This window comes from Chloroflexus sp. (assembly GCF_034434295.1).
Classification (GTDB): domain Bacteria; phylum Chloroflexota; class Chloroflexia; order Chloroflexales; family Chloroflexaceae; genus Chloroflexus.
In genome coordinates this window covers 1-24,271 of the sequence record NZ_DAOTZQ010000004.1, presented here as the reverse complement: position 1 = coordinate 24,271, position 24,271 = coordinate 1, and the positions used below count along the sequence as shown (strand labels likewise).

General features: G+C 56.0%; 19 protein-coding genes and 1 pseudogene. 4 read left to right on the top strand and 16 right to left on the bottom strand.

Annotated elements, in window-relative coordinates; all coding sequences use genetic code 11:
* Positions 1-66: 66 nt before the first annotated feature.
* Both VAE57_RS01115 and VAE57_RS01110 read right to left on the bottom strand, forming a co-directional pair.
* Positions 67-1,794 carry a hypothetical protein gene (locus VAE57_RS01115; protein ID WP_322820077.1) on the bottom strand — a complete coding sequence of 576 codons (1,728 nt, stop codon included), beginning with the start codon at positions 1,792-1,794 and terminating at the stop codon, positions 67-69.
* 224 nt (positions 1,795-2,018) lie between these two features.
* Entirely contained in the window at positions 2,019-2,984 is a 966-nt protein-coding gene (locus VAE57_RS01110; protein WP_322820076.1) for a peptidylprolyl isomerase, read from the bottom strand.
* Between the two features lie 1,679 nt (positions 2,985-4,663).
* Between VAE57_RS01110 and VAE57_RS01105 the strand changes: the two genes are divergently transcribed.
* Positions 4,664-5,446, top strand: a complete 783-nt coding sequence (locus VAE57_RS01105; protein ID WP_322820075.1) for an enoyl-ACP reductase FabI — start codon at positions 4,664-4,666, stop codon at positions 5,444-5,446.
* Positions 5,447-5,507: 61 nt separating this feature from the next.
* The gene (locus tag VAE57_RS01100) at positions 5,508-5,864 is read left to right on the top strand and encodes a hypothetical protein (protein ID WP_322820074.1); all 357 of its coding nucleotides are present in this window, start codon (positions 5,508-5,510) and stop codon (positions 5,862-5,864) included.
* A 297-nt stretch (positions 5,865-6,161) separates the two neighbouring features.
* Here VAE57_RS01100 and VAE57_RS01095 read toward each other — a convergent pair whose 3' ends face one another.
* From VAE57_RS01095 to VAE57_RS01030, 14 genes are all read right to left on the bottom strand, one after another.
* A complete protein-coding gene (locus VAE57_RS01095; protein WP_322820073.1) occupies positions 6,162-7,631 on the bottom strand; it encodes an NADH-quinone oxidoreductase subunit N in 1,470 nt (489 codons plus the stop codon).
* A gap of 46 nt (positions 7,632-7,677) precedes the next feature.
* On the bottom strand, positions 7,678-9,255 hold the full coding sequence (locus VAE57_RS01090) for an NADH-quinone oxidoreductase subunit M (protein ID WP_322820072.1): 1,578 nt from the start codon (positions 9,253-9,255) through the stop codon (positions 7,678-7,680).
* Positions 9,256-9,477: 222 nt separating this feature from the next.
* Positions 9,478-11,403, bottom strand: a complete 1,926-nt coding sequence (gene nuoL / locus VAE57_RS01085) for an NADH-quinone oxidoreductase subunit L (RefSeq protein ID WP_322820071.1) — start codon at positions 11,401-11,403, stop codon at positions 9,478-9,480.
* 6 nt (positions 11,404-11,409) lie between these two features.
* Positions 11,410-11,712, bottom strand: a complete 303-nt coding sequence (gene nuoK, locus VAE57_RS01080) for an NADH-quinone oxidoreductase subunit NuoK (protein WP_012258758.1) — start codon at positions 11,710-11,712, stop codon at positions 11,410-11,412.
* The gene (locus VAE57_RS01075; protein ID WP_322820070.1) at positions 11,712-12,218 is read right to left on the bottom strand and encodes an NADH-quinone oxidoreductase subunit J; all 507 of its coding nucleotides are present in this window, start codon (positions 12,216-12,218) and stop codon (positions 11,712-11,714) included. Before VAE57_RS01075 ends, nuoK begins: the two co-directional genes overlap by 1 nt.
* A 59-nt stretch (positions 12,219-12,277) precedes the next feature.
* Positions 12,278-12,775 carry an NADH-quinone oxidoreductase subunit NuoI gene (gene nuoI, locus VAE57_RS01070; RefSeq protein WP_322820069.1) on the bottom strand — a complete coding sequence of 166 codons (498 nt, stop codon included), beginning with the start codon at positions 12,773-12,775 and terminating at the stop codon, positions 12,278-12,280.
* 198 nt (positions 12,776-12,973) lie between these two features.
* Positions 12,974-14,197, bottom strand: a complete 1,224-nt coding sequence (gene nuoH, locus VAE57_RS01065) for an NADH-quinone oxidoreductase subunit NuoH (RefSeq protein WP_322820068.1) — start codon at positions 14,195-14,197, stop codon at positions 12,974-12,976.
* Positions 14,198-14,257: 60 nt separating this feature from the next.
* A complete protein-coding gene (gene nuoG / locus VAE57_RS01060; protein ID WP_322820067.1) occupies positions 14,258-16,969 on the bottom strand; it encodes an NADH-quinone oxidoreductase subunit NuoG in 2,712 nt (903 codons plus the stop codon).
* Between the two features lie 62 nt (positions 16,970-17,031).
* Positions 17,032-18,336, bottom strand: coding sequence for an NADH-quinone oxidoreductase subunit NuoF (gene nuoF / locus VAE57_RS01055; RefSeq protein ID WP_322820066.1), 1,305 nt, complete (start codon positions 18,334-18,336; stop codon positions 17,032-17,034).
* Between the two features lie 47 nt (positions 18,337-18,383).
* Positions 18,384-19,076, bottom strand: coding sequence for an NAD(P)H-dependent oxidoreductase subunit E (locus VAE57_RS01050; RefSeq protein ID WP_322820065.1), 693 nt, complete (start codon positions 19,074-19,076; stop codon positions 18,384-18,386).
* A gap of 26 nt (positions 19,077-19,102) precedes the next feature.
* Entirely contained in the window at positions 19,103-20,338 is a 1,236-nt protein-coding gene (nuoD, locus tag VAE57_RS01045; RefSeq protein ID WP_322820064.1) for an NADH dehydrogenase (quinone) subunit D, read from the bottom strand.
* 6 nt (positions 20,339-20,344) lie between these two features.
* Positions 20,345-20,863: an NADH-quinone oxidoreductase subunit C gene (locus tag VAE57_RS01040; RefSeq protein WP_322820063.1), complete on the bottom strand. Its 519-nt coding sequence runs from the start codon at positions 20,861-20,863 to the stop codon at positions 20,345-20,347.
* 1 nt (position 20,864) lies between these two features.
* Positions 20,865-21,389, bottom strand: a complete 525-nt coding sequence (locus VAE57_RS01035) for an NADH-quinone oxidoreductase subunit B family protein (RefSeq protein ID WP_322820062.1) — start codon at positions 21,387-21,389, stop codon at positions 20,865-20,867.
* Positions 21,380-21,736 (bottom strand): NADH-quinone oxidoreductase subunit A, encoded by a 357-nt coding sequence (locus VAE57_RS01030; RefSeq protein WP_322820061.1) that lies wholly within the window; start codon positions 21,734-21,736, stop codon positions 21,380-21,382. Before VAE57_RS01030 ends, VAE57_RS01035 begins: the two co-directional genes overlap by 10 nt.
* Positions 21,737-22,070: 334 nt before the next feature.
* Here VAE57_RS01030 and icd point away from each other — a divergent pair.
* Together icd and VAE57_RS18755 are read left to right on the top strand one after the other, a co-directional pair.
* Positions 22,071-23,408 (top strand): annotated as a pseudogene (gene icd / locus VAE57_RS01025) (NADP-dependent isocitrate dehydrogenase); the annotation flags it as partial.
* Positions 23,406-23,873 carry a cyclic nucleotide-binding/CBS domain-containing protein gene (locus VAE57_RS18755; RefSeq protein ID WP_416208418.1) on the top strand — a complete coding sequence of 156 codons (468 nt, stop codon included), beginning with the start codon at positions 23,406-23,408 and terminating at the stop codon, positions 23,871-23,873. The pseudogene icd and the gene VAE57_RS18755, both read left to right, overlap by 3 nt.
* Positions 23,874-24,271: the final 398 nt, after the last annotated feature.

Here is a 24,271-nt window from a genome sequence, read left to right as displayed (position 1 = left end):
GAGGTGAGGGGGGCGGGAATACGGTGCACGACCACCAGTGTGGAGCACGCCCTTCCCCACTCCAGCTTATCGTGCTGCTACGACCAGTGCAATCCCGCTTGCCCGATAGTCTGTCCATTCCGCCTGTGGTGCAAAACTGACAATGATCGCAGTGGATGTCAGCCGCACAACCCCGGCAATCACGCTACCATCAGAACTCTGACCTCTAAACGCAACAAGCTGACTCCCATCGGGAAGCTGATAAGGCGACTCGGCATCAGCCACCGTCACCCAATCGGCAACCGTCTGCGCCCAACCCGACGCACTCAGCAACGAGGCGTCAGTGACGGTACGCCGCCCGATAAATCGCCCGTTGGCCGCTGCCATCAGATCAGATTCCTGCGCCACCGGCAACAATTCCCAATCAGCCGGAAACCGGATCGTCCCGCTTGCCGTCTGGGCGGTCACCAGATCGGCTGGTGCCCATACCAACGGACTGACATAATCCACCGCAGTCGTCAGGCGCAGTTGCGGGGTACCCTGGGGCAAGAGCTGCCAGATTTCTCCCATTGCTTCCTCGGCGTACAGGGGGGTGTTGGCATCGGCGGTTGGATTCCACGCTGCTGGAGCCAACACCGCCAGCGCACTACCGTCAGGCGACCAGGTGGCAGCAACAATCCGCGGCATCCGGGCGATCAACTGACCGCGTAACGTCAGATCACCACCCGGCAAAAACTCAATGCGCTCACCACGCAGTTCAACCAGATACAGCTTCCAGATGTCGTACCCGGTAAATCCGCGCGCATCACTAAAGTTGTACTCGACAATCGCTACTCGTTCACCATCAGGCGCAAACGCTGGTGGCCGATGCCAGCCCGCCCCGGCCAGAACCGGCTCACCCCCACCTGTGCTACTATCGGCAATTATTGTCAGATTTATGTCAACAAGAGCCTGATAACCGAGAAACCGCTGATAAGCCAACTCTCGTGCATCGGGTGACCAAACTGGTGCGTAAACGAGATAACCCTGATCGGGTGATCCGTCTGCCGTCGCCGGGTTCCATGCGTTAGCACCGGCCCGGTTCACCAACTGAATCGCGTTCGTCTGAGCGGGGAAGGGAAGGAAGTCAGGTTGCGCCGTTGGCGGCGTTGCATACGCCAGCCGCCGGCCATCCGAGGCAAAGACCGGATCACAGCCAGGGCCAATCGTGCGCTCGGTTGCGGAAGGAAGATCAACGATGTACACCGTAGCAGCTGCGCACCAGCGACTCCAACGCTCCCAATCAAACGGCAACACCGGTGCTTCAGATGCTGCTGCATAAGCAAGCGACAATCCATCAGATGTCCAGCTCAGCCCGTGAGCGATGCGGTTACTCACGACACTGCGCACAGCACTGCTCGCCCGATCCACAATACTGATACCCTGATCATTAGCGATGGCAATCTGCCGACCAGACGTATCAACCGCCCAATCGCGCACCCCGCTTGCCAGAACGCGCTCCTGACCACTCGCTGGGTCAAGCGCAACCAGCGAGCCGTTACGCAGAAACATGATTTCAGCGGGATAGGCCGGCACAACCACATCCGGTTGCGCAATTGTCGTTGGCGTTGGCGGAACAGTCGTAGCAACCGGTGAGGCAGCCGCTACCGTTGGGGTGAGGGTTGGCACAGCAGTGGGCGGACTATTGGTTGGCGTGGTTACGACAATGGTTGGCGATGCGGATGACAGCGGTGATGACACTGGCGAAGGTGGCACTGTCGCCGCTGCACATCCGGCCAGAACCAACAAGCACAACAACCAAAGACGGTGCTGCATGAGCGATCTCCTTTCTACCCTGCAGAATACGCAACGTGTCTATCATTATCCATCCCGATCAGTAGCCAGACATCAGGCATTCTTCTGCCATCCTGCATCGAGAGCAGATATATCTTCACTTATCATGATGAACGAATACGCACAGCAGTTCCCACAACAACAAAGGGTATCGCGAGATGATTGGCATCGCGATACCCCGTGTCTTCCGTGTCAGACCCCGCCAGCTACTGCTGCGTCAACGTAGCAACATCAACCAGAATCTCAATCTTACCTGCCGCCTCAGCCGAACTGCGCAGCTCTGCCACCCAAGGCAGGAAGGTCGTACTAAATGCCTCCTGACCGGCCTGGGTCTCCAGGAGTGCCCGATCAGTAAACGAGCGTACTTCCGGGCCTTCGGTTACTTCAATAATATGCCAGCCAAAATCGGTTTGCACAAGGCGCAATTCACCGGGCTGCATGCTAAAAATGGCATCTTCAAATGGCTGCACGTAGACACCGTGCGGTGCCCATCCTAAATCACCCCCCTGCGCAGCCGATCCCGGATCATCAGATCGTGCCCTTGCCAGCGCGGCAAAATCAGCACCACCCTGCAATTCAGCCAGGATGGCCTCGGCAGTTGCCTTCCGGCTTTCAGCCTCCTCCGGGGTAGCTGCTACCAGAATATGACGGGCGCGCACCTGCTCTGCTGTGGTGTGCTTGAGCAGCATCTGCTCGATGAGAAAATCCCGGCCCAGCAGCCGACGTAATTCTTCTTCGTCAGCGATATTATTACTCTGAAGAAACGTCAGAAATTGCGCTTCATCACCTCCAGCCTGGGCGAGACGCAACTGCTCAACCTGACTGTCAATGGTAGCCTCATCAACCGTTACCCCCTCGGCCAGAGCTGCCTGTACAACCAGCTCGACATCGATCATTTGGTCGATCAGGTTCTGCGCATCAGCACCGGGCAAATAGAGCCGGTCAAAATCGCGCTGCAAGATAAACACCTCACCAACTCGGGCAATTGCATCGTCGGGTGCCGGCACAGTACCACTCGTACCTCCAGCTACCGGCGACGGCGGCGTTTGGGGATTACTCGTCGTCGGCGAACCGGCAACAGTCGGCCCGGATGGTGCACCACAGGCGGTTAACAGCAGACTGGCAACCAACCCCAACCAGACCAGCCGACGAAAAAACACATCAACACTCACAAATAGACTCCTCTCCACACCGGCTATCCGGCACATCACAATTGATATGCCGTAATACGGTCATCGTACCACATTTTGGGAGAGGGTATAAGAAGAACTGTCAACAGTAGAAATCCACACCGTCAATCGGCTGTGGAACGAGAGACGGCTGCACCATGAGCATAGTCACGCTTTGGTAGCTGTCGCAGATCGGTTTTGCGGACCACACCACAATAATCCCGCTTGAATCCAGGCAGCCACAACAGCCAGCCCTGTCATATGGCGAGAGTGGGCTGGCGCATTGCTGCATCCAAGCCGTACCCGGCCTTGCGGAAAGTCATCTCCAGACGCTAGAACAGATTCGCACAGGCAACGAGGGAATGACAAACGGCAAGCATTGGTCAACCGCGGATATACCTTGCCAGCCTGACCAGGGGCATTCTAGCTTCTCCACCCTCCGCACCCATGCTCCTGATGAACCCTGCGGTGGCGTCTATGCATTACCCACAACTGCTGTCAACCACGGCTGTCTCAGCGGGTATGATCGCCATTGGTGCTGGTGTGGGCAACTGGCCCGGTGGCAGCGCACAGCGCCAGCCGTGCCAGCACGTGCTGAATGGGTTGCCTTACGCGCCCATCATGTGCGTGGCGCAGGATTTGGCGTGCGGCAGCATGGCTGCCGCACCAGCCGCGCTCACGATCCGGCGCGGGGCATACCGTTCCCCATCCTGGTCACGGGGGAGCTGACTGTGCTCGTGCCGATCATCGAGTCGGTCCGGCATGCATGCGCTACCGGCGTGTAGACGTTTGGTTATACCAGGTTCGTGCCTGCGCACCAGCGGCCACGGCCAGCACCTGCCGGTGATAGAGAGGATGCCTCCACGCAGGCTGGAAGCCTGCGCCACAGAGAGTGCGTGCAGCCCGGCCTAACGCAGCGTGACAGGTGGGTAATGCATAGCGGTGGCGTAGAGGCGACGCATGCGTCGCCCCATCCAGCGGTGCAGCATCAGGGTATAGCTGGAATGTGCATTTTCCGGTATGATCCTCATGCTGAAACGTTAGCGAGTGTCCCGCAGACGAGTCGCTGATGAGTTGTCATCGGCGTAGGGGCAACGTATGCCGTATCGGTGTGCGGGTGGAGGTGCGCCACCCGCATGTTGTCATCGGCGTAGAGGCGACGCATGTGTCGCACCATCTAGCGGTGCAGCATCAGGGTATAACTGGAGTATGCACTGTTCAGTATGATCCTCCTGCTGAAGCATTTGCAAGTGTGTCACAGACAAGTCGCTGATGAGTTGCCGTCGGCGTAGGGGCATGGCATGCCGTGCCTTTACTGGCGTCCGGCAGAGTATCGTTCAGGTGCAGAGTCAGGGCATACTGGTCGGTGTGTCATGACGTTTGCCAGATTTGATATTACCTGCTATGTATCGGCGATAGGTTGATCATCGTACCCTCACCCACGCAGCACCGAACCGGCCGGGCGCAAAAGCCACACTCGCACCCGCCAGACGGTGCTAATCGTGATCAGGGTTTCGGGTGAAAGGTGTAGAAGGACAGGCCAGTCTCACCATCTCACCCATTCCCCTCGCCCCGCCACAGTGCTATCCGCCAAAGTATGGTAAGATGGCGCGCTAGTGAGGCAACGCAACGTTTGCTCAGGAAAGCACGCTGCCAGACAGCACAATAATGGAGGATGTACCATGGGCCTGATGGAGGGAAAAAAGGGCCTGATCCTTGGCGTAGCCAATGATCGCTCGATTGCCTGGGGGATTGCGCAGGCACTACACCGCGAGGGAGCTACTATCGGTTTCACGTACCTTGGTGAAGCACTTGAACGGCGGGTACGTCCATTGGCGGAAAGCCTCAACTCGCCGTTGATCGTGCCCTGTGATGTATCCAGAGATGAAGACATCACAGCCTTGATTGAACAGGCTCGCGAGACATTTGGTCAGATTGATTTTCTCGTCCACGCTATTGCCTTCGCCAACAAAGAAGAGCTGAGTGGCACAATCCTGAACACAACCCGCGAAGGATTCCGCATCGCACTTGAGATTAGCGCGTACTCACTGATCGCGCTGGTCAAGGCCGCCGAACCGATCTTTGCCCCTGACGCCAGCGTCCTGACGTTAACCTACCACGGTGCACGCCAGGTGATCGGCAGCTACAATGTGATGGGTGTCGCCAAAGCTGCGCTGGAAGCCAGCGTGCGCTATCTCGCTGCCGGTCTTGGCCCCCGTGGGATCAGAGTCAACGCGATCAGCGCTGGCCCGATTCGCACCCTGGCTGCCAGTGGTATTGCCAATTTCCGCAGCCTGCACAAACATTTCGCCGAATATGCCCCCCTGCGGCGCAATGTCACCATTGAAGATGTAGGGAATGCCGCCCTGTATCTCTGCTCGCCGCTCGCAGCCGGCGTAACCGGCGAAATCCATTATGTTGATGCTGGCTTTAATGTGGTCGTGCCCGGTAGCGGTGAAGAGTAGCAGATCACCCGCCGGTATGCTACAATGAACACAATGTGCGCACGACAATGCGGAGGAGAGCATGGTTGAGGTTGCAGTGGTATCGTCCGATAATACAACCGCTAGCCGGTTGGCCGATCTGATCTCGGCGCACGACTTCCGCGTGACGATTTGTACCCCAGATACGCTGCCCACAGCGCTGCCGGCGCTGTTTGTTGTTGCAATGCCAGCATTGGCCTCACCCGAAGAACAGGTGATTGAACGACTGCGGGCAGATGAAACAACCGCAAATGTGCCGATTGTGATTGTCAGTGGCTTGCCGATGAATGAGTTGCAGTCGGTACCTTACGCCAGTGATTGGACGATTGCCATCGTTCCTGAGCCGGTAGAGGCGCCGGTCTTGATCGATACGATCAATTTCTTGTTGGGACAGGGATAGTAAGTAACTCACGTTGCCATCTATGCTCTGAGCAGACCACGGAGGCTGACTGCCAGGATGAATAACATGACGTTGCGCCCAACACCGCGTGGCGTAACCGCATGAACGGTTTGGGTAGCAGCCAGTTTCCACGGACGCGCTATGTCACACCTCACGGTGCAACTCAAGCTATACTCATCATCTGTGTCCTCCGTGTCTCTGTGGAGACAAAGGTAGCAACTTGGGTTAAGTAAGAAGGTTATGATGAAGAGGGGCAACCACAGCGGTTGCCCCTCGCTGCTATCGCTGTCCTTTGCGTTATCCCCCTAGCGCGACCAGCGATCGCTCAACCAACGCAAATACCGGTGCCGGGATGAGACCAATCGCAATTGTGCCAATCGCCGCCACGACAATATCAATGGTTAGACCACGGTTGAGTTCGGGAGCCGGTTCACCCTCTGGCTCGGTCATGAACATGCGAATAATGACCCGCAGATAGAAGAACGCTGCAATCGCGCTTGTCAAGACACCGACCAGAGCCAGCCAGGGCAGCCCACCTTCCCAGGCTGCGGTAAGGGCGTAGAATTTTGCCATGAAGCCGGCAGTCGGTGGGACACCGGCCAGCGAGAACATAAAGATGGCCATGGCAACTGCCAGCAGCGGCTGCCGTTGATAGAGACCGGCAAAATCGTCAAGTCGCCACGCCTCTTCACCCTGATGCTCCAGCGCGACCAGCACAGCGAATGCGCCCAAATTACTCAACGCATACACGAGAATGTAGAAGATAAACGCCTCTGGCCCGCGCTGTTCGCCGGCAACCATTACACCGAGCGTAACGTAGCCGGCGTGCCCGATGCTAGAGTAGGCCAGCATGCGCTTGACGTTGGTTTGGGCAACTGCCCCCAGATTACCCACCACCATCGTCAGCGCAGTCAGACCGGCCAGTACCGGTAGCCAGTATTCGTTTAGCGTCGGCAGTCCCTCGAACAACAGACGTACCAGCGCTGCCAGCGCACCACCTTTCGTGCCCACGCTCATAAATGCTGCCACCGGTGTTGGTGAACCCTGATACACATCCGGTGTCCACATGTGGAACGGTGCCAATGCCACCTTGAACGAGAAGGCAATCAGCACCATTGCTGCTCCACCCAATAGCAGAGTCAAATTCAGATCACCCAGCCCACGCGAGGCTGCGTAGGCACCAATCTCACTCAGGCGCGTCGAACCGGTAGCACCAAACATCAGGGCAATGCCGTACACGAAGAAACCGGCAGCGAACGCACCCAACACCAGATACTTCATCGCCGCCTCTTCCGAGGTCAGGCGCGGGTAGGCAAAGCCGGTCAGAATGTAGAGCGTGATCGAGAGCGTCTCGATCCCCAAAAAGAGTACTATCAGATCGGTACCCTGGGCCAGGAGAATCATGCCACTGACCGCAAACATGATCAATGGATAGTATTCACCCTGCTCAATATCCTGACGGGGCAGGTATTCGAGCGACATCGCGATACTGAGAATACCGATCAGCAAAAAGATCCAGGTCAGGGTCAGGGCAAACGGGTCGAGCCGCAGCATGCCCCCGAAGGTATTGCCTGTTACTCCCCAGAGCGGTAATCCTGCCAGACCTGCGACAACCAACCCGGCAATCGCCAGGTAGCCGGTTAGCTTCTTGCGCCCGGTTGGAATAAAAAACGTATCAACCAGTAATAGAGCGGTCGCCCACGTCACTACTATTAAGAGCGGCGCCATCAATGTAAGATCCACCGGCGGGATCGTCAATGAATCCATTCTTTCTCCTCCTCGCCTGGGCTACTGACATGAACACCTGCCAGCCTTAACGCCCGGCCACCTGTGCCATTAAATCGGCTACCAGCGCTGCTACACTGTGCTGCATTCCTGCGAAGAAGAGCGCCGGATAGATTCCGATCACCACAATCGGAATACTCAACAGAGCGAAGGCCGTTAATTCGCGGCGATTCAGGTCAGGCAGACTGGCATTAGCCGGCTGCGAGACTTCACCCATAAAGACAGACCGAAAGAGTTTGAGCAAATAGGCTGCGGCCAGCACCACACCGCCTACTGCAAAGGCAACATAGACCCATCCCAGCAATGGCGACCGGAAAGCACCGGTAATAATCGTGAATTCGCCAACAAAACCGTTTAATCCCGGCAACCCAGCCGATGAAAGCGCAACTAGCAAGCTAAACGCTGCATAGACCGGCATCACCTTCCACAATCCACCAAATTCGGCCAGTTCACGGGTGTGTCGGCGCTCGTAGAGCACACCAACCATCAAGAAGAGGGCACTGGTGCTAAGGCCATGGTTGACCATCTGCAATACTGCACCGCTAATGCCTTCTGCGTTAAGGGCAAAGATGCCCAGCACCACAAAACCCATATGACTGACCGAAGAGTAAGCAACCAGCTTTTTCATGTCCGATTGCGCAAAGGCGACCGCGGCCCCATAAATAATGCCAATCACGGCCAGGATCGCCAGTGCCGGTGCAGCCCACTGCGCCGCCGCCGGGAAGAGGGTCAGATTGTAACGAATCATACCGTAGCCACCCAGTTTGAGCAGGACACCTGCCAGCACCACCGAACCGGCAGTTGGAGCCTCGACGTGTGCATCAGGTAGCCAGGTATGGAACGGCCAGAGCGGCACTTTTACCGCAAAGGCCAGAAAGAAGGCACCAAATAACAGCCGCTCCGTAATGGTATCGAGGGTAAACCGACCGGCCCGCAGGTCGCTCACAAATTGACCAAAACTGAATGTACCGCGGAAAGTGGGATCGCTTACCGTAATCGCATCACGATAGAGAATGTGCAACGCGATTAAAGCCAGCAGCATGAGCACCGAGCCGGCAAACGTATAGAGAAAGAATTTGCGTGCGGCATAGATGCGATTCTGGCTCCCCCAGATACCGATCAGAAACGTCATTGGAATGAGCGTAAATTCCCAGAAAAGATAGAACAACAGCAGATCCTGAGCGATAAAGACGCCGATCATGGCCGTCTGGAGAACGAGCAGCAGAATCTGGAAGTTACGTACATCTTTATGCACCGAGTCCCAGGTTGAGAGTACCACTATCGGGCCGAGAAAGGTGGTCAGCATCACCAGCCAGAGACTGATCCCATCAATCCCCAGACTATACGTCGCGCCAACAATTGGAAGCCAGGGTAGTTCTTCGACGAATTGCATCACCGGTGGCGCACCAACGGTCGCAATCTGCATGGGATTTGGCTCGAAGCGCAGCGGCAGCAGCAACGAGAGCAAGAAACCAATAATCATTGTTACCAGCGACACCCGGCGGGCCAGCTCGTCATTGGTGCGTGGTACAAACAAGAGCACCAACGCGCCGACGGTCGGTAGCCACAAAATGAGCGAGAGGAGTGGAAAGCCTAGCTGATTCATAATCCTCCCTCAATCGAGTCATATCGCAGAGCCAGTGTTGTCTGAGTGTTGCTATCGGCGACAACCATTCATACACCGTGTCGCCGATAACCATCATTGCTCATCAGATATGACCCATCGACAGTTCACAACCCACCGTTACTCTGCATCGTATACCAGCAGCGGGCGATTACACCGATACCGGATTGCACACTATCCCCGACTTCAGCCTACCCCGTGTCCTTAGCGAGCAACCCAGAGCATAAATCCAAGCACGATCAGCACACCAACGGTGAAAACCAGCGCATAGGTGCGGACATATCCGGTTTGGACGGTGCGCATCGCATTGGCCAGGCCGCCGAAGAAGCGTCCAACTCCCATCACCAGACCATCGACACCCTGGGGATCGAATACACGGGCCAGAAAATCGGCTAATCGCTCAAAACCGGCAACCACTGTGCGCTGATAGAGCCGATCGAGGTACCAGGCCTCTTCCATCCCTTCCCAAATATCGCCGCTGTAGCGATACGCCGGGTCTTTGCCACCAATTTTGATCCTGGCTGCATTGGTCGTGTAAATCCACCAGCCCAGATACCCCATTCCAACTGCACCCAGGGTTGCGATCAGGGCCAGCCAGAGATTGAATTCGCCGGCCTCCTCGTGTAACACCGGTTCGAGCCAATCAGTGAGCCAGTGCAAGACCGGCAGGTTCATTGCGCCACCGATGACAGCACCTACCGCCAGCACAATCAGAGGAACTGTCATCACCTGGGGACTCTCGTGCGGGTGGTAGCCGGGATCACGCTGCTTGCCAAAGAAGATGAGCGCAACCTGACGCCCCATATAGAAGGCGGTAAGGAGTGAGGTGAGGAACAGGATGATAAAGATCGGCGTATGACCATGCGCAACCGCGTGGGCCAGAATCTCATCTTTACTCCAGAAGCCGGCCAAGGGGAAGATGCCGGCCAGCGCCAGCGCACCGATCAGATAGGTGCGGAAGGTGGTCGGCATGGTATCCTTCAAACCACCCATACGCCGCATATCCTGGGTGTCGTGTGTGCCGTGAATAACCGAACCGGCAGCCAGGAAGAGCAATGCCTTGAAGATGCCGTGAGTTAACAGGTGAAAGATAGCGGCTACATAGGCACCCATCCCGCAGGCGGCCACCATAAACCCCAATTGCGAGACTGTACTATAAGCCAGAACGCGCTTAATATCCCACTGTGCCATGGCTGCTGTAGCGGCAATCAATGCCGTCAGCGCACCGATCCAGGCCACCCAATCTTGCGTCGTAAAGGAAGCAATGAAGAGCGGCTCGGTACGCGCCATCAGGTAGACACCGCCGGTTACCATCGTGGCGGCGTGGATTAGGGCTGATACCGGCGTTGGGCCGGCCATCGCATCTGGCAACCAGACGAAGAGGGGAAACTGCGCACTCTTACCGGTCGCGCCGATCAGGAGCAGAAAAGAGATAGCCGTACTAACAAAGATCGGTTGCCAGTCGGGGCCAATCCGCAAACCGGCAATGTCACCCACCCGTTCGAGAAAACCCAGCCCCCCACCTTCCTCACTGTAGAAGTTGAGCGTGCCGAAGTATGTAAAGATTGCCAGCATCGCCAGAATGAAGGCAGCGTCGCCGATGCGGTTCACAACAAATGCCTTCACTGCTGCCTCACCGGCCGTCTTGCGCTCGAACCAGAAACCGATTAAGAGGAACGAACAGAGACCGACCCCCTCCCAACCGAGAAAGAGCAGCAGGAGGTTGTTCGCCATCACCAGGAAGAGCATCATGGTGACAAACAGATTGAGGTACGCAAAATAGCGCACCACCCGAGGATCACCATGCATATAGCCGATTGAATAAACATGGATAAGCGACCCAACACCGGTAATCAGCAATGCCATCACCGCCGTCAGCGGATCAAACATGATCGCAAACGGCACCCGAAAGCTCCCGGTATTGATCCACTCCCAGGCAGTGCTGACAATACGGCGCTCTTCTGGCGGCATACCGGCCAGAAATCCCACCGCGATCAACGTGATCACGAAGGCTGCCGCCACCATGCCACTCGCCACCAGTCCGGCCTGTCGTTCCTGACGAATGACGAAGACATTGAGCAGAAAACCAATAAATGGTAACAGCGGAATAAGCCAGATCAACAGTTCCATGGTCGGCTAGCCCTTCAATGTACTGACTTCATCCACGTCTGCCGTGCGTTTGGTGCGGAAGATGGAGACCAACAACGCCAGACCAACCGCCACCTCAGCAGCAGCAACTGTGATCACAAAGAAGACGATCACTTGTGCTTCAACGCCTAACCGTTCACGTGCAAACGCCACTAAGGCCAGATTGGCAGCGTTCAGCATTAATTCAACGGCCATAAACACGACAATCGCATTGCGTCGCAGGAGTACACCCAACACACCAATCGTAAATAAGATCGCGCTGAGCAACACGTAATACGAGGTGGGTACCATCAGATCTTCCTCCCGCGCTGATTCAATACCACCACACCAATCACGGCAATCAGCAAAATAAAGCCGGTCACCTCAAACGGAAGCAGATAGTCGGTGAACAGCAGTGCCCCAAGAGTCTGCGGATCGCTGAACTGCGCCAGAGCTTCACTCTCCGGCGGCGGATTTGTTGCGCCACCTAGACCCACCACCACCGAGATAACCAGGAGAGCCAGACCCAATAACAAGGCTAGCGGCTGCTGCCAGGGAATCTGATCAGGCGTATCTTCAACTTTTTCAGCGCCTAACAGCATCACGACGAAGAGGAACAACACCATAATCGCACCGGCATAGACGGTGAGCTGAATAGCAAAAAGAAACGGTGCGTTTAACAACAAAAAGAGTACGGCGATTGCCGCAAAATTTAACAGTAAGAACAATGCACTGTGTACTGCGTTGCGCGAGACCAGCATCGCAACTGCGCCAGTAATAGCGATCAGCGCGGTTATCAAAAACAGGATCAATTCCATACGCTACGCTCCGCTTGCCCGTAGGCGTCGAACAGGATCAGAACCGTATCAGCCAGCGTTTACAGATCAATCTTTGCCGGTGGACTCGGTTGGCGATTAAGTTGAGCCAGAATCGGTGGCGGATCGCCGTGTCCCTTATCTGGTGGCACCAGCAGCATCTCTTTTGTATAGATGGCAGCCCGACGGTCGTAGAAGCTCAACTCGTACTGATGCTCCAACACAATGGCATTGGTCGGGCAGGCATCTTCGCAGTAGCCACAGAAGATACAGCGCAACATATTGATCTCGTAGACGGCCGCATATCGCTCACCAGGCGAACGCGGATTCTGCGGATCATTTTCCGCCGGTACCACCAGAATTGCGTCAGCCGGGCAAGCTGCTGCGCAGAGCGCACATCCAATACAACGCTCCTGACCGTTGGCGAAGCGCTTCAGCTCGTGACGGCCGCGAAAGCGCTCGCGCACCGGCCGTTTTACTTCCGGGTATTGTACCGTCACCGGCCGCTTGAACATGTAGCGCAGCGTCGTTCCTAAACCTTTGACCAGTTCTTTGATCATGAGCCATTCCCTTTCAGCAGGCAACCCTGTTCGACTGCCGTAACGGTTTCACGTCAATGCAAGTAACGTACTTATCGCCACAAGGATGATACCGGGAACGAACAGTTGCTATTGTTAGGTTGCTTTATAGCTATCGTGCCTGTTTATCGCTACCGGCAAATGGTGCTACAGCATAGCAGGCTCATTCGATTGCTGTGATCAATTCCCCTGTGGTATCTGAATGTCGTTGACCAGTGTAACATTATCGACCGGCCTGGGTGTCCGATTGAAGCCAATAGCGATGGCAATTGTCAATGCGCCTAACCCAAACAGTACCCATGAATGGACAACGCGATCCGGGATCAGCACAATAACCACCGCAGTGTAAACCAGATTGAGCAAACCAACCGGTAGGAGCCATTTCCAGCCCAAATCCATCAAGCGGTCGTAGCGCAGGCGCGGCCAGGATGCGCGTACCCAAACCGAGATGAACAGGAAGATGACCACTTTGAGCAGAAACGCACCAAGCGAGACGATCCCAAACACGATGCTGCCCGCCACTGGCCCGGCCAGTGCCGTCACTTCACGACCGAGAATATCGAGACCGGGGAAGTGCCAGCCGCCAAAGAAGAAGGTGACGGCCAGGGCAGAAACGGCGATCAACTTGATGTATTCGGCCATGAAGAAGAGTGCAAACTTCATCGAACCATATTCGGTGTTGTAACCACCGGTTAGCTCTTGCTCTGCTTCCACCAGATCAAATGGAGCTCGCACTACTTCCGCCGTCGCCGCCACCATATACAGCATAAAGCCAAGTAACTGCGGAATGATCCCCCACAACCAGCCCCGCTGCTGAGTGACGATCTCGTGGGTCGAGAAGGTGCCATACGTCATGACGACACTGAGTACAGCAGTTCCCAACGCCAGTTCGTATGAAATAAGTTGCGCTGACGAGCGGATCCCGCCGAGCATCGAATATTTATTGTTTGAAGCCCAACCGGCCAGGGTTATGCCGTAAACGCCGATACTGGTCACGGCCAACACATATAAGATACCGATATTCAGATCGGTAATTTGCAGGATATTCCACAGATTGGTACGTGCCGGATCGTAACAGGCCTGATAATCCCAGTTCAAATTCAAACACCCAAACGGGATGACAGCCCAGATAATCAGTGCCGGAATAACCGCCAGTGCTGGCGCGAGCAGATAAACCGGCTTGTCTGCCATTGCCGGCACAATATCCTCTTTGAAGAAGAGTTTGACCGCATCGGCAGCCGGTTGCAGAAATCCGGCCGGCCCGGCCCGGTTTGGCCCCACACGATTTTGCAGGCGAGCCAGAATCCGCCGCTCAAACAGTGTCAGATAGGCAAAGGCAGTGGTTACAGCCAGCGTGATGATAAAACATTGGATAACGATAATCAGAATGGTGAGCCAATCCATAAACGCTCCCTGTATGCGTATCCGTCGGACAGGATGTTCCAGGCGGATACGCCTGTGCAGTTATTCCATCACCACCTTAGCCAGACTAACCCGTGTCCGTGGCCCGGTCTCGATATCGGCAGCCACAACGTCGGCCAGACCAGCCGGCAACAGGACAATACCTGCCGGCAAGTCTGCCAATACCCGTGCCGGTATCACCAGTTCGCCCGCGGACGAGATCAGACGTACCCGATCACCGCTGTGAAGGTTCAGCTTTGCAGCATCCACGCTGCTGATCGCAGCATAGCCGGTCGGGATCAAATTTTGCAACTTCGAGCCACGGAGGTGGCGATCACCGTCATAAGCCAGTGCCTGTTCGAGCAGTAGTAATGGCCGATCATCGGCAAAGCGTGTCACGGCACCGGTGAATGTCAGATGGAGTTGCCCTTTCCCTACTAGTGCAGGCAATACCAGACCAACTCCCTCGGTATTGGTGTAGCTCGTCCCATCATAGTAGAAAGCATCGTCGAACTGGCGTCCCCAGGTGCCACCGGTACCGGTTGCAGCCAACGCAGCGTGGGTTACACCAGTATAACCGGGCACCTGAACGGCGATTTCATCAGCGACATCAGCAGCTACGATATATGACCAGGACTCGGTCGTAACCGGAATCGGCCCATTCCGCCCGCCACCAATCGGCACCATCGCCAGTGTCTGCGCCACAGCGGCGACGATCTGCCAGTCAGGTCGCGCTTCACCAACCGGTGTACAGGCTTGCCGCGAACGTTGTACTCGCCGTTCGGCATTGGTATAGGTACCTTCCCGTTCAGCAACGCTGGCTGCCGGCAAGACAACATCGGCAAATTCAGCACTGGCCGTCAGGAACAGGTCTTGCACAACCACAAATTCAGCCGCTGCGAGTGCTGCCCGCGCTGCAGGGAGCTTCGCTGCCGGATCGACCCCGGCCAGCCAGATTGCGCGTACCTTCCCCTCTTGAGCTGCGTTCCAGATACCGTTGGCATCAAGGCCGCGCTGCTTGCGCGGGGTATAGCCGGGACCGGCATCAGGGCGAACACCCATCTCGATAGCACCACGGCTGTTACCACCCGGCAGCAGGGCGATGATGCCGTTATTGGCCGTGCCGGCACGTTCGCTCAGCAGCATCAGCGCAGCCAGCATTTCGGTGAGAGCCGAACCCGCACTACGCGCTTCCCATCCGTAGACAATCAGGCTCTGGCCGGCAGACAGAAAATCTTTAGCCAACTGCGTTAACTCATCATCGGTCAGATTGCAGGCTGCTGCCAGATCGGTAAGCGAAACTCGATCCAGCATTGAACGCAACGTATCCCAACCTGGTAAGCGTTCGAGCAGTGGCGAGTGTACCCCCTGGGCAAGTGCAGCCTTGAGCAAACCCTGAGCGAAGGCCAGCTCTCCCTCTGGAGTGTAGCGCACTACCCGGCTTGCCGATCGCTCAAGTTTCGTTGGTCGCAGACCGGCCACAACCAGCTTACCACCGCGTTGAGCAATTCCCCGCAGGCGAAGCATATAGAGTGGTGCTTCTTCTTCAGGATCAGCACCAACCACCAGCACCATCGTTCCGGCACCCAATTGACTCAGATCGGTTGCCGGACCAGGAGCAAGCCAGCCACCGATCTCATCAGATGGCAGGGCAGCCGGCCCACCAATGCCAGTATCGATATTCTCGCTCCCCAGCTCACGGAGCAGTTTCTGGAAGAGATACAAATCTTCGTTGCTAAGCTGTGGCCCAGCCAGGCCGGCCAGCGCCTGCCCACCGTGGCGTGCCCGAATGATCGTCAACTGATCGGCCACAAACTCCAGCGCTTCGTCCCAGCTTACCGGCACCAGCGTACCATTGCGGCGCATCAGTGGTGTGGTAAGCCGGTCAGGCGACTCGATAAAACGATGGCCGTAACGGCCCTTATCACAGATCCAGATATCGTTTACTGCCGCATTTTCGCGCGGCATCACCCGCATCAGCCGGTCGTGACGCATATCAAGGCTCAGGTTACAACCAACCGGGCACAGCGTACAGACAACCGGCTTGCTCTGCAATTCCCACACGCGAGCCTTAAACCGAAAATCGCTGCTGGTCAAAGCGCCGACCGGACAAATATCGGTCGTATTGCCGGAAAACTTACTGTTGAACGGTGGATCCGACTTTGAGATAATCATCCAGTTGCGGCCACGATTATCGAAGCCAAGCACCGGATCGTCGGCAATTTCATCCTGGAAACGCACACAACGACCGCAGAGAATACAGCGTTCACGGTCGAGATAGATGAGATCGCCCAGCTTGACCGGCTTCTCGAAATGCATTTTATCGTTGTAGTCAAAGCGCGAGACGGCCGGACCCCAGCCCATAGTCAGATTTTGCAACGGACATTCGCCACCCTTATCACACACCGGACAATCGAGTGGGTGAGAGGTGAGGAGGAACTCAAGAATGCCACGCTGGGCAAACTTCACCTCTTCGGTGGTGGTCTTGACGACCATCCCTGGACTGACCGGTGTTGTGCAGGCGGTCTGCAACTTCGGCATCATCGCGATCACCGGCTGGCCATTGGCATCGAGCACCGGCTGGCGGGTGGCCGGATCAACCTTCGGCGTTCCAACCTGCACCAGGCACATACGACACATGCCCACCGGCTTCATGCGGGGATGGTAACAAAAGACCGGGATGGCAATCCCTGCCTGGCGGGCAGCATCAACAATATTGGTACCAGCAGGTACAGTTACCTGCACTCCATCAATGGTAAGCGTCACATCTGGCATTGCACGTTACCCTGTTCTACGACGCACACCGACACACTGCGGCGTACTGACGGTTGATCTGGCTAGCGATGGACGGCGAGCGGAATATGATGACCGTTACGGCTGCTACTCCGCTTGACCAATGCCTCAAACTCGTGGGGAAAGAGCTGCAATGCACTCTTGATCGGCATGACTGCACTCTCGCCGAGCAGGCAGAAGCAATTGCCGGCCATTTGGCGATAAATACTGTGTAGAGTATCAATATCGGCAGAAGTGGCATGCCCCTCTTCGACCATACGGTGGAGCGTGCGTACCAGCCAATAAGTACCTTCGCGACACGGCGTACACTTGCCGCAGCTCTCGTGCTTGAAGAACTCGTCCATTTTATACGCAACATGCGGTGCTGAAACGGTATCGTTCAAGACAATCACGGCACCTGAACCGAGCATCGAACCGGCAGCCGCGACACTTTCGTAATCGAGCGGTACATCGAGATGATCGGCGGTTAACCATGGCGCAGAAGCACCACCGGGAATGATAATCTTTACCGGACGGCCGCCCTTCATCCCACCACCGTACTCCGGCGATTCGATCAGCTCGCGGAGCGGAACACCGAACGGCAATTCATAGTTTCCCGGACGGTTAACATGGCCGCTGAGTGAGAAGCACTTGGTACCGGGACTCTTGTCGGTGCCATGTGAACGATACCAGGCCACCCCCTTCTCGACGATCCGCGGCACATTGGCCAGCGTCTCAACATTGTTGATAATCGTCGGTTTGCCGTACAGACCGGCAACCGCTGGAAAGGGCGGTTTCAAACGCGGCTGACCAATCTTGCCCTCCAACGACTCCATCAAAGCCGTCTCTTCGCCACAGATGTAGGCACCAGCGCCGCGATGCACATAAATATCGAGATCAAACCCCGTGCCGAAAATATTTTTACCCAAAAAACCGGCTTCATAGGCCTGGGCAATGGCCCGTTCCAGGGTGCGGGCAGCGGCGGCAAATTCACCGCGCATGTAGATATAGGCCGTGTTAGCTTCAATCGCATAGGCCGACAATGCTACCCCTTCAATTAATTGATGGGGATTTTTATCAATAATCTGATGATTGTTGAACGTTCCCGGTTCAGACTCATCGCAATTGCAGAGCAGGTACCGCGGGTAGACACCTTTGGGCAGGAAACCCCACTTTACCCCGGTGGGAAAGCCGGCCCCACCGCGCCCACGCAGGCCAGAGTCCTTTACCATCTGTACAATATCGGCTGGAGTCTTCTCGGTCAGAGCGTAGCGATAGGCTTCCCAACCACCATGACGGCGATAAACGGCAAAGTCGGAAATATCGGGAATATCGAGTTCCCGCATCACAATATGTTCACTCAGCCCCATCGAACCCAACTTTCTAGCGCACCAAATGGCGAACATCCGGCGCATCATCACAGCGGCGAGGCCTTCCGGGTTTCCGGGCGATCTATACCAGATTCAGCCTCTGATGCCACCGCCGGCGGTGGCGTAACCTCAGTGACTGGTGGTTCGGTCACAAACTCACGTGGCCGGTAGGGTGAAAACCGTTCAATCTGCACCAGACGGCCATCACGGGTAAATTCATAATCTTCAGCGAAACGACCACTCACCCCCCGCTTGCGGGCTTCGGCGGCACGTTCGCGCAGGTTGTTGAGTAACACGTCGACCCGTTCGGGAGTAACATCGTACACATAATCAAGATTGGCCTGCAACACTGGTGCCCGATCACATGCCGCCAGACACTTGACACGCTGGAGGGTAAACATCCCATCGGCAGTCGTCTCTTCCTCGCGAATACCGAGCGCCTGTTTCAAGGCAGTAATCAACTCCTCGGCACCGCAGAAACAACAGGGAACGTCATCGCAGACCTGCAACACCCAGATACCTACCGGGCGATTGTAGAAGAGAGTATAAAAGCCAACCACCTCGTAGACATCGGTTGGCGGCAGATCGAGGAGGGTCGCCACTTCCCGAATCGCCTCATCGGTCAGATAGCCGTAGGTGTCCTGAGCGAGATACAACAACGGCAACACGGCACTACGCTTACTGGCGTAGCGCACCACGATTGCCTCAATCTCAGCCTGATGTGTTTCGAGCAGAGTCACGTTTTCCTCCGCAGTATGATAGTCGGTTAGCGATCAACCTCACCCAACACCGGATCGAGGCTGGCAATTAACGCGACCAGATCGGCAACCATCCGGCCCTTCGCCATATGAGCCAGACTCTGCAAATTGATAAACGATGGCGCCCGGAAGTGAACACGCCACGGTTTCGGACTACCATCACTTACGACATAACAGCCCAGAATACCACGCGGCGACTCGATGCTCACGTAGGCATCACCCCGTGGCGGCTTGAAGCCCTCTGTCCACAACTTGAAGTGATGGATAAGCGACTCCATACTCTCGGTAATCTCGCGCTTTGGCGGTGGGGCAACCTTCCGATTCGAGGTCACAACCGGGCCAGGCCCCAACTCACGCAAACGCTCGGTTGCCTGCTGCACAACCTTCACACTCTGACGCATCTCGGCAATACGCACCCGATAACGGTCGTAAATATCGCCATTCTTGCCAACCGGAATCTCAAACGAGTAGGTCTCATAGCCGCTGTAGGGCATCGCCTTGCGCACATCATACGCAACGCCGGTGGCCCGCAGATTGGCACCGGTCAGGCCCAGCGCAATCGCCGATTGCGCATCAATGACACCAACCCCAACAGTTCGTTCGAGCCAGAGTGGGTTGGCAGTGAGCAAATCCTCGTACTCATCAATCCGCGATGGCATAACAGCGAGGAACTGCTCGACCGTTGGGATAAAATCGGAGGGCAGATCGTAGGCCAGGCCACCGATCCGAAAATAGCTGGTCATCATGCGTGCCCCGGAGACCAGCTCGAAAATATCGAGAATCTGCTCGCGTTCGCGGAAAGCGTAGAGAAAGACACTCATCGCTGCCAGATCAAGAGCGTGGGTACCAAGCCAGACCAGGTGTGATGAAATACGCTGCAACTCGGTGAGCAATACCCGTGCAATCTGGGCACGCTCTGGAATCTCGACATCGAGCAGCTTCTCGACTGCCAGAGCATAACACAGATTATTGGAGAGCGGAGCCAGATAGTCCATCCGGTCGGTCAACACAACCGCCTTCTGGTACGTCTTGCTCTCCATCGTCTTTTCAATGCCGGTATGGAGGTAGCCAACGTCAGGCGCGACATTCACCACCACCTCACCGTCAAGTTCCAGCACAAGCCGCAGCACACCGTGGGTACTGGGATGATGCGGCCCCATATTCAGCACCATCGTCTCGGTGCGTCCAGCCACAGCCGGCTCAATGATCTGCTGCGGTGTAGGTACAGTGATCGGTTCGGTCATACGCGGCTACTCCCTCACGAACGGCTTACGAGCGTAAATACGTTCCTGATTGAACGTAAACGCAATCTCTTCATCGCCAAGCGGATGATCCTTGCGGAGCGGATGGCCGACCCAATCATCTGGCAACAAAATGCGGGTCAGCGACGGATGGCCGTCAAACCGAATGCCAAGCAGATCGAACGTCTCGCGTTCCTGATAATTGGCCGTAGGGAAGAGTGGCGTCAGCGACGGCACTGTTGGTTCAGGCTCATCACAACCGACTTTCAAACACACACGATGACGATGGCGCATACTGGTCAGATGCGCGACCACTTCAAAGCGCGGCTTGCGTCCGAGATAATCAACCCCACAAAGATTTTCCAGGAACGTATAGGCAAGAGCAGGATCATCGCGCAAAAACTGAGCCGCCGCCAGATAACCCTTGGGCGTGAAGGTCAGACTCAGATCGCCCCGAAACTCACTGACAGCCAGAAGCTCGGAAGCAAACCGTTCACGTAATGCAGCAAGCACCGTTTGATTATCCATACTACTCCACCTGCACAAGCGGCTGATCAATGCGGATGGGAGATTCCTTCTTGCCACTGATCTTCTCGCGCATCACCTTTTGATGCAGCATCATGATGCCATCGATTAAGGCTTCAGGACGAGGCGGACAACCGGCGACATAGACATCAACCGGAACCACCTCATCAACCCCCTGGACGATGGCGTAGTTGTTGAAGATACCACCACAGGCGGCGCAATCACCCATCGCAATCACCCACTTAGGTTCGGGCATCTGATCGTACAGGCGACGCACAACCGGCGCCATCTTCCGCGACACACGCCCGGCAACAATCATTAGATCGGCCTGACGAGGCGAAGCGCGGTTCAATTCCATACCAAAGCGCGAGAGGTCGTAATTACTCGCCTGCGCCCCCATCATCTCGATAGCACAACAAGCCAGCCCAAACAGCAAGGGCCACATCGCATTTGTCCGGCCCCAATTGACAACCGTCTCGAGCGTTGTGGTCACAATCCCAAGATTACCAGCCTTCTCCTCTATTCCCATCGCAACGCCCCTTTCTTCCATTCATAGACAAAGCCGACAAGCAGCACCAGGAAAAAGATTCCCATGGCAGCCAGACCGGCAGGGCCGAGCTGACGAAACACCAGCGCGAACGGGTAAAAGAACACCACCTCAATATCGAAGACGATGAAGAGCATCGCTACCACATAAAATTTCACCGGAATGCGGCGGATTGCCGGCCCAACCGGATCCATACCCGACTCGTAGGGCGCCAATTTGCGTGGCGTGCTGCGACGCGGGCCGAGAAGGGCAGACAACGTGATCACGAACGCAGCAATGAAGACGGCGATGAGAAACAAGATCAGTACCGGAACATATGATTCAAGCATAGACGGCCTCTCAGCGTGCAATCGCAGAACCTACCAACGCGGATGGCGGTGTCAAAGGAATTATACCTGTCTTCAAGGTTGTGTCAATCAGCACGAACTATGAAAATTCTTCGTGCAACAAATCGCAAAACCTTTGCAAGTAATAATATGAGATGGATGTAGATCGACCGGCAATGATCATGATACCGGATATACATGAATTTAGTGCAGGAGATGGGCAGATGTCGGGCAGCGGAACGGGATTATATCGCATGGTGTATAGTGGTTAAGACAGCGATTGTCGGCTATAATACAGGCCGCAATCTATTGTAAGGCATGTTTAAGGAGAGTAACCATGAAACCGACGCCAGCAGGCGAAGCCATTCAAATCAGCAACGGGCGCTTGCAAGTACCCGATCATCCGATCATTCCGTTCGTAGAAGGTGACGGTACCGGACGTGACATCTGGCGGGCAAGTGTACGTGTCTTCGACGCGGCGGTTGCGCTGGCTTACGGCGGAAAGCGCAAGATCGAGTGGCTTGAGGTGTTGGCAGGCGAAAAAGCCTTCCACGAGACCGGTAACTGGCTCCCCGACGAGACAATTGAGACATTTCAAAAATACCTGGTTGGGATTAAAGGCCCATTGACAACCCCAGTCGGCGGAGGTATTCGCTCGCTGAACGTTGCTTTGCGCAAGCATCTCGATCTCTACGTCTGCCAGCGTCCGGTTCGCCACTTTGCCGGTGTGCCTTCGCCGGTCAAGCACCCGGAGAAGGTTGATATGGTCATCTTCCGCGAGAACACCGAGGATGTCTACACCGGCATCGAGTATCGCGGCGGTAGCGAAGAAGCGGCGAAGATCATCGCATTTTTGCAGCGTGAATTTCCGAAGGATTTCGACAAGATTCGCTTCGGCACGCCTGAAAAGACCGATGAATTCCGCCAACTGATCGGCGAAGAACCGGAAGGGAAGATCGAGGTTGGCATCGGTATCAAGCCAATCAGCCGCATCGGTACCGAGCGCATTATGGCAGCGGCTATTCAGTACGCCATTACCTACAAGCGCAAGAGCATTACCCTGATGCACAAGGGGAATATTCAGAAGTTTACCGAGGGCGCTTTCCGCGATTGGGCCTATGAACATGCTGAGCGGGCCTTTGGTGATTATGTCTACACGTGGGCACAATGGGAGCGCACGAAGGCTGCGCGGGGTGAAGCAGCGGCGAATGCCGAGCAGAAAGAGGCGCTGGCCGCCGGTAAGATTCTGGTCAAGGATGCCATTGCCGACATTATCTTCCAGCAGGTGCTGACCCGCCCCGACGAGTTTGATGTGATTGTTGCGCCAAACCTCAACGGCGACTACCTCTCTGACGCCCTCGCGGCCCAGGTCGGTGGTATCGGGATCGCCCCTGGCGGTAATATCAATTACGTCACCGGTCACGCTATCTTCGAGGCCACCCACGGCACGGCACCAAAATATGCCGATCTCGACAAAGTCAACCCCGGCTCAGTCATTCTGTCGGGTGAGATGATGCTGCGCTATATGGGCTGGACGGAAGCCGCCGATCTGATTATTGCCGGCCTCGAGCGCACCATTGCCGACAAGACGGTGACATACGACTTTGCCCGTCTGATGGAGGGGGCGCGCGAGGTGAAGACCTCGGAGTTTGCCAGCCTGATTATCACCAATATGGAGAAGATCGTTGCCGGCGATGTGCCGCATCCCACTCCGACCTTCGGCCCTGAGATTCTGCGCCGCGCCGATGGCTGCGTTTACCCGCACGGCAGTGTTGGTGCGGTGATGACGAGGGCGGTAGTGGCGGTACCGGCGGAAGCCTCGCTCCGCGAGACGTCGATCTATATGCGTGGACGTGGCATCCATTCGGTGATTGTCAAACCCGATGCGAGCGGCGAATGGGGCATTATGACCATGCGCGACGTGTTGAAGAAGGTCGTGCGTGAGGGTCGGGCCATCGATGGTTTGACCGTCGGTGATCTGACGAGCCGGCCATTGCTAAGTGTCAGCCCGGATACGCCGATTACCGAATGCGCGGCGCTGATGGTCGAGCGCAATATTCGCCGGCTGGCAGTATTTGAGAATGGCGAGCCGGTTGGAATTATCTCCGAGACCGACATCTTTAGCCACGTGGCAGAGTAGGCTGGATATGCCAGGGATAACATTCTGGCGGCCTGCATGTAATCAGAGCACACCCGTAGTATTCTGACAGGACAGGGTAGGCGAGGGTAATGGCTTCACCTACCCTCCTCTCTTTTCTACAGACTTCCTACGGATGTGCTTGTAGCAGGTATTTCAGGGCATAGGTTGTAGGGCAAACCTCATAGGTAAGTAGTAGAACTGTATTTCATAAAAGCTTTGCTAACGTGCTACCAGACTATCGCCCAGGTGCATGAGCGCTTGCCAATCACCAAAGACAGTTTATCCCACTCCTGTCCTGTTGGTAGAGAGCAGCTCCGGTCGTGCCATCACGCGCTGGAGGGTGGCCTTGCCAGCTCGTCACGCGCTTGTCGCGACATGTGGCGTGCGGCAGCATGGCT

Excerpts from the sequence above, each read along its gene's own strand:
- VAE57_RS01115 (WP_322820077.1), bottom strand. The coding sequence starts at position 1,794 with ATGCAGCACCGTCTTTGGTTGTTGTGCTTGTTGGTTCTGGCCGGATGT.
- VAE57_RS01105 (WP_322820075.1), top strand. The coding sequence starts at position 4,664 with ATGGGCCTGATGGAGGGAAAAAAGGGCCTGATCCTTGGCGTAGCCAAT.
- VAE57_RS01100 (WP_322820074.1), top strand. The coding sequence starts at position 5,508 with ATGGTTGAGGTTGCAGTGGTATCGTCCGATAATACAACCGCTAGCCGG.
- VAE57_RS01095 (WP_322820073.1), bottom strand. The coding sequence starts at position 7,631 with ATGGATTCATTGACGATCCCGCCGGTGGATCTTACATTGATGGCGCCG.
- VAE57_RS01090 (WP_322820072.1), bottom strand. The coding sequence starts at position 9,255 with ATGAATCAGCTAGGCTTTCCACTCCTCTCGCTCATTTTGTGGCTACCG.
- nuoL (WP_322820071.1), bottom strand. The coding sequence starts at position 11,403 with ATGGAACTGTTGATCTGGCTTATTCCGCTGTTACCATTTATTGGTTTT.
- nuoK (WP_012258758.1), bottom strand. The coding sequence starts at position 11,712 with ATGGTACCCACCTCGTATTACGTGTTGCTCAGCGCGATCTTATTTACG.
- VAE57_RS01075 (WP_322820070.1), bottom strand. The coding sequence starts at position 12,218 with ATGGAATTGATCCTGTTTTTGATAACCGCGCTGATCGCTATTACTGGC.
- nuoI (WP_322820069.1), bottom strand. The coding sequence starts at position 12,775 with ATGATCAAAGAACTGGTCAAAGGTTTAGGAACGACGCTGCGCTACATG.
- nuoH (WP_322820068.1), bottom strand. The coding sequence starts at position 14,197 with ATGGATTGGCTCACCATTCTGATTATCGTTATCCAATGTTTTATCATC.
- nuoG (WP_322820067.1), bottom strand. The coding sequence starts at position 16,969 with ATGCCAGATGTGACGCTTACCATTGATGGAGTGCAGGTAACTGTACCT.
- nuoF (WP_322820066.1), bottom strand. The coding sequence starts at position 18,336 with ATGGGGCTGAGTGAACATATTGTGATGCGGGAACTCGATATTCCCGAT.
- nuoD (WP_322820064.1), bottom strand. The coding sequence starts at position 20,338 with ATGACCGAACCGATCACTGTACCTACACCGCAGCAGATCATTGAGCCG.
- VAE57_RS01040 (WP_322820063.1), bottom strand. The coding sequence starts at position 20,863 with ATGGATAATCAAACGGTGCTTGCTGCATTACGTGAACGGTTTGCTTCC.
- VAE57_RS01035 (WP_322820062.1), bottom strand. The coding sequence starts at position 21,389 with ATGGGAATAGAGGAGAAGGCTGGTAATCTTGGGATTGTGACCACAACG.
- VAE57_RS01030 (WP_322820061.1), bottom strand. The coding sequence starts at position 21,736 with ATGCTTGAATCATATGTTCCGGTACTGATCTTGTTTCTCATCGCCGTC.
- VAE57_RS18755 (WP_416208418.1), top strand. The coding sequence starts at position 23,406 with ATGGAGAAGATCGTTGCCGGCGATGTGCCGCATCCCACTCCGACCTTC.